This is a genomic window from Micromonospora sp. AMSO1212t (assembly GCF_008868145.1).
In the GTDB taxonomy this organism is placed as follows: domain Bacteria; phylum Actinomycetota; class Actinomycetes; order Mycobacteriales; family Micromonosporaceae; genus Micromonospora; species Micromonospora tulbaghiae.
In genome coordinates this window covers 1-7,629 of the sequence record NZ_WBKS01000192.1, presented here as the reverse complement: position 1 = coordinate 7,629, position 7,629 = coordinate 1, and the positions used below count along the sequence as shown (strand labels likewise).

General features: G+C 73.3%; 9 protein-coding genes and 1 pseudogene. All 10 read right to left on the bottom strand.

The window, feature by feature from the left end:
* Positions 1 to 228: 228 nt before the first annotated feature.
* Positions 229 to 792: pseudogene (locus F8279_RS28360) on the bottom strand (hypothetical protein); the annotation flags it as partial.
* Between the two features lie 72 nt (positions 793 to 864).
* On the bottom strand, positions 865 to 1,617 hold the full coding sequence (locus tag F8279_RS28355) for a hypothetical protein (RefSeq protein ID WP_151501575.1): 753 nt from the start codon (positions 1,615 to 1,617) through the stop codon (positions 865 to 867).
* Positions 1,618 to 1,684: 67 nt separating this feature from the next.
* Entirely contained in the window at positions 1,685 to 2,683 is a 999-nt protein-coding gene (locus F8279_RS28350) for a hypothetical protein (protein ID WP_192580789.1), read from the bottom strand.
* Positions 2,684 to 2,747: 64 nt separating this feature from the next.
* Complete coding sequence (locus tag F8279_RS28345; protein WP_151501573.1) at positions 2,748 to 4,316, bottom strand: polyamine aminopropyltransferase; 1,569 nt, start codon at positions 4,314 to 4,316, stop codon at positions 2,748 to 2,750.
* Positions 4,313 to 5,086 carry a hypothetical protein gene (locus tag F8279_RS28340; RefSeq protein ID WP_151501572.1) on the bottom strand — a complete coding sequence of 258 codons (774 nt, stop codon included), beginning with the start codon at positions 5,084 to 5,086 and terminating at the stop codon, positions 4,313 to 4,315. Before F8279_RS28340 ends, F8279_RS28345 begins: the two co-directional genes overlap by 4 nt.
* Complete coding sequence (locus F8279_RS28335; protein WP_030269725.1) at positions 5,086 to 5,508, bottom strand: DUF350 domain-containing protein; 423 nt, start codon at positions 5,506 to 5,508, stop codon at positions 5,086 to 5,088. Before F8279_RS28335 ends, F8279_RS28340 begins: the two co-directional genes overlap by 1 nt.
* Positions 5,509 to 5,539: 31 nt before the next feature.
* On the bottom strand, positions 5,540 to 5,965 hold the full coding sequence (locus tag F8279_RS28330) for a DUF4247 domain-containing protein (RefSeq protein WP_091413792.1): 426 nt from the start codon (positions 5,963 to 5,965) through the stop codon (positions 5,540 to 5,542).
* Entirely contained in the window at positions 5,962 to 6,456 is a 495-nt protein-coding gene (locus F8279_RS28325; RefSeq protein WP_091413790.1) for a DUF2617 family protein, read from the bottom strand. The genes F8279_RS28330 and F8279_RS28325 overlap by 4 nt, the downstream gene beginning before the upstream one ends.
* 1 nt (position 6,457) lies before the next feature.
* Positions 6,458 to 7,096, bottom strand: coding sequence for a DUF4178 domain-containing protein (locus F8279_RS28320; RefSeq protein WP_151501571.1), 639 nt, complete (start codon positions 7,094 to 7,096; stop codon positions 6,458 to 6,460).
* A gap of 85 nt (positions 7,097 to 7,181) precedes the next feature.
* Complete coding sequence (locus F8279_RS28315; RefSeq protein WP_091413787.1) at positions 7,182 to 7,559, bottom strand: hypothetical protein; 378 nt, start codon at positions 7,557 to 7,559, stop codon at positions 7,182 to 7,184.
* Positions 7,560 to 7,629: the final 70 nt, after the last annotated feature.

The following is a 7,629-nucleotide window of genomic DNA, read 5'->3' as shown; positions in this document are numbered from 1 at the left end:
GTGTCGTACCCCGATCGGGCCGCACCCCGCCGGCCGGGCACCGTCCTCGCCGCGGCGGCGCTGCTGCTGGCGATGGCGGTCGGCGCCGTGGCGTACGCGGTGGCCAACCTGGCGGTCGGCGGCGGCGGGCGGGTTCAGGCCGGGTGGTGGTCCCCAGGGCGTCGGCCCGGGGGCGGTCGCGCCGGACACGGTCGAGCCGTAGCCGGACAGCCGCAGCGGCGCGGTACGGCGACGCAGGAACGCGCCGGACGACGGCAGCGTGAGCAGCACGGCGACCACCAGGTAGCCGAGGATCTGCGCCACCGACAGCGTCGCGTTCACCGGGATCCACCAGGACGGGTAGGCGTCCCCGACGAGCCCCAGCAGGTCGGCGGTGATCCGGTCGTCCGCGCCGAGCCGCAGCGGGGCGGCCCGCTGGCCGACCAGCACCGCCAGCCCGCAGCAACCGCAGAGCAGGCCAGTACCGGCGACCACCCAGGTCGCCGTGCGGGCGCCGGACCGGCCGGCGAGCAGGCCGAGCGCGAGCCCGACGAGCAGCAGTGCGGCGAGCACGCCGAGCACGGCGGCCAGCACTGTGGAGCCGCGCAGCAGACCGGCCACCTGGTCGATGTCGCCACCGCTCGCGCCGGTCCGCTGCGCCGCCGCATCCCGGAACCGGTCCACCGTGCCGCCGCCGACCGCCAGGTTGGCCACCGCGTACGCCACGGCGCCGACCGCCATCGCCAGCAGCAGCGCCGCCGCGGCGAGGACGGTGCCCGGCCGGCGGGGTGCGGCCCGATCGGGGTACGACACGACTGATCCCTCCGGTAGGCGTCGGCTTGCAACCTACTCGGAGGGATCGTCGGCGTCGCTGCAATCCGGACGTCAACTTCCGGATGGCGGCTCCGGGTCGCGGCGCTCGCCCGGCTGACCACCGGGCGCGGACGGCGGCTGACCGCCGGTCGACGGCGGCGTGCCGGGAGCCGGCGGGTACGACGGGTACGACGGGTCGCCCGACTGGCCCGGGTGCGACGGGTACGCCGGGTAGGCGCCACCGGGCACCGGCGGCTCCCAGCCGGCCTTGGGCTTGCGGAAGAACTCGTTCGCCTGCGGCAGCGCCAGCAGGATCAGCGCGGCAAGCAGGGCGAGCAGCGCGACCAGGCCCAGCAGCAGGTTGACCGGGGTGTACCAGGACGGCAGCGCGTCCTCCAGCCGGCGCTGGATCTCCTCCGAGCTGGGCATGTCACCGGTGGTGTTGCCACCGCCCGTCATGCCGCCGGTGAGACCGGTCAGCAGCCCGCCGCCGGTGCAGCAGAACAGGATGCCGCCGAGCACCCACGTGGTGATCCGGGAGCCGTTCTTGCCCCGGTTGTTCAACAGCGCGAGGACGACGAGCCCGGCCGCGATCAGCAGCGACACGACCGCCGTGATGATGCTGAACGCGTACGCGATGTCGGCGGCCCCTTCGGCCGAGGTACCCGCGTACGCGTCGGTGAGAACGTCGCGGATCTTGCCGACGACGGCCAGTGCCACGATCAGGTTCAGCACCTGGATCGCGGCGACGAGGATGAGCAGCCAACTGGAGAGCGTCACCACGCCGGGACGCGTACGGGGCGGAGTGCCCGGAGCATCGACCATGATTCTCCCTTCCTGGATCAGATGCCCACCGTAGCGATCTTCGACCAGCTCAGCACGCCCGAATGGCTCACCTCTCGGCGGCGCGCCGCAACCGGCGGTGCTCGGCGGTGACCACGCCGAGCAGCGCGAGATCGAGCGCGACGGCGGAGACCGCCCCGAACTGGTTCACGGTGAAGTTGAAGACCTGCCCGAACAGCAGGTCGACGAGCAGCGCCAGCTTGAACAGGCGGAACGCCTCGGTCCGGTTGCGGCGCAGCAGCCAGGCGGCCCACAGGCCGAGCACGGCGGTGACGAGCGCGGTGGCGCTGACGCCGAGCACCGCGCCCCACTCCCGTTCCTGGTCCAGCTTCCCGGTCACGCCGTCGACGAACACCGCCACCACTGTCAGCACCGGCTCGACGACCAGGTAGACCACCACCGGCCAGACCAGCCAGCGGCGTCCGGCCGCCCAGACGGCGAGGCGCCGGGCCCGGTCCGCCGCCCGCTGCCAGAGCGGCACCGGCGGCGGTTCCCGGTGGGGTACGGCGTCCAGCAGTTGCGCCATCGCCGTCTCGGTGGCCGGTCCGGTGCCCTGCACGAGCCGCAGCACGGCGATCCGGCGGCGATCGGTCAGCCCGCCCGGCAGGCCGCTGAGCACCATGTCCAGCGCGTTCGCGGTGCGCTCGGCGGGGGTCAGCCGGGACCGGCCGGTGCGTCCGCGTACCGCCTGGGTGAGCAGGACCAGCAGCGCGAACGCCACGTAGATGATGGCGGCGGCGGGGGCGTAGAAGTAGTCGGTGCCGGTGGTGACGAACTTGCCCACCTCGTCGATGAACAGCCCGAACCCGATGCCGCCGACGACCGCACCGCCGGTACGGGCGCCGCCGCCGAGGAAGACGAGCGGGATGCCCAGGCCGACGGCGAGCAGCAGGCCGCCCCAGAGGACGTGTGCGATGTGCAGCCCGCCGCCACCGAGCTGCGGATAGTCGGTGGCCTTCAGGTAGGCGCGGACGGCGAGCACGGTGACCACGCCGGAGAGCACGAACGCCTGGAGGTAGGAGGCCGCCTCGACCGCCCGGGTCGGCAGCCGGCGGACCAGCCAGCCGATGCCCGGTCGGTGGCGCGGCGATTCGGGTGGCATGTCCCGAAACCTAGTAGCCGCGCCACTCCTCGCGGGCGTAGTCCAGCACCCTCGGCCGCAACAGCGTGGAGGCCGGCACGTCGAGCCGGGCCCGGTCGGCGGGGAACGTGCCGGCGGCGGCCAGCACCGCCGGGGTGAGGAACCGCAGCGGCGGCGGATCGTCCGGCAGCGCCAGTTCGGGCGCGACGTCACCCGGCGCGGCGAGCACGAATCCCCAGTCGCCGAAGCTCGGCACGTCGACGTGGTACGGCACGGTGGTGAAGCCCGCCTCGCGGACCGACCGCTCGATCGACCAGTACGACCGGGGCGCGAAGTAGGGCGACCCGGACTGCACGACGAGCCGCCCGCCGGGGGCCAGCACCGGCCGGATCAGCGTGTAGAACTCGATCGTGTAGAGCTTCGCGGTGGCCGTCTCGTCCGGGTCGGGCAGGTCGGCGATCACCACGTCGAAGCGGTCCGTGGCGGTACGCAGCCAGGCGAACGCGTCCAGGTTGAGCACCCGTACCCGGGGGTCGGTGAGCGACTCCCGGTTCAGCTCGCGCAGTTGCGGCTCGCGGCGGGCCAGCTCGACCACGGCCGGGTCGAGGTCGACGAGCGTCACCGAGCGAACGTCCGGGTACTTGAGGATCTCCCGCGCGGCCAGCCCGTCCCCGGCGCCGAGCACCAGCACGTCGCCGTGCGCCCCGCGCATCGCCGGGTGCACGAGCGCCTCGTGGTAGCGGTACTCGTCGATCGAGCTGAACTGGAGGTCCCCGTTGAGGAACAGCCGCAGGTCGGTGTCGGAGTGGCCGGCCTCGCGCACCGAGCGGGTCAGCACGATCTCCTGGTAGCGGCTGCGCTCGGCGTGCACCACCGGATCGCGGTAGAGCTGCTGGCGGGTGGTCACCTCGAAGTCGTGGGCCGTCACCCAGGCGTACCCGAGCAGCAGGCCGACCACGACGGCGCCGGCGCCCACGCCGGCCCGCGCCCGCCGGCTGAGGTCGGCGCGGAACACGGTGAAGACGAGCACGACCCCGGCGACGGCGTTCACCGCGCCGACCACGAGCGCGCCCTTGAGCTGGCCGAAGACCGGGATCAGCAGGAACGGGAAGGCCAGCCCGCCGAGCAGCGCGCCCACGTAGTCGGCGGCGAACAGGTCGGCCACCGCGCTGCCCGCGGACTGCTCCCGGATGCGTTGCAGCATCACCATGAGCAGCGGGATCTCCGCGCCGATCAGCAGGCCGAGCACGAAGGCGGTGCCGACGAGCGCCGGGCCGTACAGGTCGAGCCAGGCGAACGCGGCGTAGAGGCCGAGCACGGAGAGGCCGCCGAGCAGCGCCAGCGTCAGCTCGATCACCGCGAACGAGACCACCGCCCGCGACTGCAACGGCTTCGCCACCAGCGCGCCGACGCCCATCGCGAAGACCATCACGCCGAGCACGATCGACGCCTGACCGACCGTGTCGCCGATCAGGTAGCTGCCGAGCGCGACCAGCGCCAGCTCGTACACCAGGCCGCAGGCCGCGCACACGAAGACCGCGAGCAGGACCGCCGCGCGGGCCAGGCGCCACCGCGGCCGTGCGGCCACGTCGACGGTCACTGTCTGCTCCGGGTACGTCCGGCGGCTCCCGCCCCGGCGCGCTGCGCGGGCACCCGTACCCGGTGGTTGCGGCGCTGTCGCACGCCCACGGCGAGGAACAGCGCGGCGAGCAGGAACAGGCCGACCGAGCTGAGCACGTAGATCCAGCGGTCCCGCCAGAAGTCGTTGCCGGCGTCCGGCAGCGGGGCGGCGGCTGCCGACGGCGCGGCGGTGGGTGTCGCGGCCGGCTCGGCGAGCCCGCGCTCGGCGGCGAGCAGCGGCAGGATCGTGGCGGCCCGGGTGACGGCCCAGCCCGGGTCGTCGACGAACGCGTCCTCGTCCAGCCCGAAGCGGCCCAGCCGGGTCTCGATCGCGGCGAGGTCGGCGAACTCGATGTCGTCCGAGCCCTTGATCCGGATCGTGGCGGAGTCCTCCGACTCGCTGCTGGAGGTGGTGTACCTGACGTTCGCGGAGACCGCGAGCCAGCGCGTGCAGCCGGGTGCGTCGACGACTGTGGTGCCGTCGCCGAGGTTGGAGCCGACGCTCACCTCGTCATACACGTCGAGCAGTTCCCAGCCGTAGCAGATGCCCTGGCTGTCGGCGGCGGCGCGGAGGATCGGCACGGTGCCGGAGCGCTCGTCGGTCGCCGGCGCGGGGACGGAGGTGTCCGAGTCGCCGCCGAACGCGCCGATGGCGCAGACGACGACCACGACCCCCACGACCACGGACCAGATCACCGTCTGCGTGCGCTTGTCCTTCCCCGCCGACTGCTGTGCGGGCCTGCCGCTCATCAGATGATCGCGGCCGCGATGATCGCGCCGGTTGCGAGGTGCACGGTGGCGGAGACCCACACCGCCGGGTGCGGCTCCGGGTCCACCAGCAGCTCACCGAGCTTGCCCGGGGTGGCCACGTCGAGCAGCACGAACGCCGCCGCCATGATCACCAGACCGAGGATGCCGTACGCGGCGGCGCCAACCAGCCCCAGCGTGAAGTCGTCGTCGCTGGCCACGATCGCGGCGACCACGATCGTGCCGACCCCGAGCAGGTTCGACGAGAGCAGCAGCGCCGCGTTGCGGTTGCGCTCGGTCCAGATCAGCTCGTGGAGCTTGCCGGGGGTGGCCAGGTCGACCAGGACGTAGCCGATCGCCATCAGGACGACGCCGACCGCGCCGTAGGCGAGGGTGACCAGCAGGTCGGTGACGAGATGCTGCACAGGAGACTCCAGGGTGAGGGGGTCGGAGGGGCTACTTGCCGGAACCGGGGCCGCCGCCCCGGACCGTGCTGCCTCGGCCCCAGCCCCAGCTGTTGCCGACGACGCTGTGGTACCGGGGGTAGGCGGTGGTCATCCTCTCCAGCAGGATCACCGAGCCGACGGCGAGCGGGAGGATGACCACCGAGTCGTCGTCGTAGCGCAGGTAGACGCCGCTGCCGTCGACGTACTGGTCGGCCGGCTTCCAGGCGTCGGTGATCTGCTTGGACACCTCGCTCGGCGCCTTGTTCGAGGTGTACGCGATCGCGTTCGAGCCGATGTCCCGCCCGGAGGCGCGGGAGTAGTTGTCCTCCACGTAGCCCCGGGGCGAGAAGTTGCCGTAGAAGATCGTGAACGCGGCGATGAGCGCGCCGATGACGGCGACCGCCACGCCCACCACGAACCACCGTCGGTACGTCACAGCTCCTCCACCACCGTCTCGGTCAGGACCAGCTCGTTGGTCTGCGGGTAGGCGTGCCAGGTGCGCCAGGCGAGCACGCCGTCCGGCGGGCCGGGCCGGACGGAGAGCGCGGTGACCGCGTCCTCGTCGCCGGGGAAGACCCCGATCAGCGCGTACGGGTCGCCCGCCAGTTCGGCGCGCAGCGCCGCGACCCGGGTACGCAGGCCGTCGCCCTCCGGCCGGAGCACCGTGGCGAGGAACCGGTAGCCGGCCGTCTCGTCGTGCAGCGTGCCGGGCAGGTGCGGCGGGCGGCCGGGCAGGCAGGCGACCGTCTCGGTGAGCGTGCCGAGCACGACCTGGTGGGAGGCGCCGAGCAGGCGCAGCCGCAGCCGGGGCAGCCCGGGCAGGTCGATGTCGCGTACGGCCAGCGCCGGCAGCTCCGGGCCGCCGAGGGCCAGGCTCAGATCGGCGGCGCTGGTGTCGACGTAGGGCGCGTCCAGACAGACGAGCACGTCAGCGCACCGTCTCCGGGCCGCCCTGCGGGTAGATCATCACCTCGGCGCGGCGCAGCTCCTCGCCGAGGTTCACCTCCCAGCCGGCCTCTCCGTACGCCTCGAACGACAGCCGTGCACCGCCGGGCGCCTGGTAGTCGTAGTAGCGCATGGTGCCGTGCGGGTCGAGGCCGGTGCCCTCGGTGGCGGTGTACCGGGCCTGGCCCGACTCGTCCCAGTTGTAGCGGCGGCCGGCGATCTCCAGCGTCGGGGCGCCCGGCGTGACGGTGGCCCCCGGCTCGCTGGTCCAGAGCACCATCTCCACGTCCGGGTCGGTCTCGACGGAGAGCCAGCGCTTCACCCCGCCCGCGTCGTCGAGCAGGTGCTCCGCCCAGCTCCAGCCGCCCTCGACCAGGTGCACCGAGCCGCGCACGGTGTACGGCACCGCGCGGATCTCGACGATGTCGCCGGGCTTGAGCGCGCGCGGGTCACCCCGCAGCGCGTCGGCGTCCCGGTCCCGGAACGGGTCACCCGGCGCCGCCTTCGTCTTCGGGCCCGACGCCGACCGGGACTTCCGTACCGCGATGACGGCGATCACCACACCGGCCACCCCGACCAGGCACCCCAGCGTGGTCACCACGTACGCCAACGAACCGTTCACGACCGCCTCCCCCAACGTGCTCGGCGGGAACGGTAACAACCGCACGCACGCCTGATGAAGTCCTGTTCGCTGAGTGTGCGGTCAGCTACTGGTCGCCGCCGGCGAGCCGGTCGGCCGCGTATCCGCCCAGCGTGGCGCGACCCATGAGGCAGCCGGAGAACGTGGTGAACTCGCCGTCGTCGCCGCGCAGCCGCGCCCAGGCGTCCCGCCCGGCGGCCGGGTCGACCGCCTCCAGCAGCGTCGCCGCGTACGCCCGGCCGGCCGGCGAACCCTTGCGGAGCAACCTGTCGATCCGCTTGCGGGCCGCCTCCGGGTGCTCCCGCAATCCCTGTTCCAGCGTCCGGTACGCCTCGGTCGCGGGCAGGATCTGCCCCGCCAGTCCCACCCCGCCGAAGGCGAGGGTGTCCGCGTCGTCGAGTTCCCGCACGGCCGCGTCCAGTTCCCGTTCCCAGCTCCCGCTCATGCCCCACTATGTGCCCACCCCGCCACCCCGCCCAACCACAAGGAAGGGCCCCTGTTAACGCCTCCGGTAG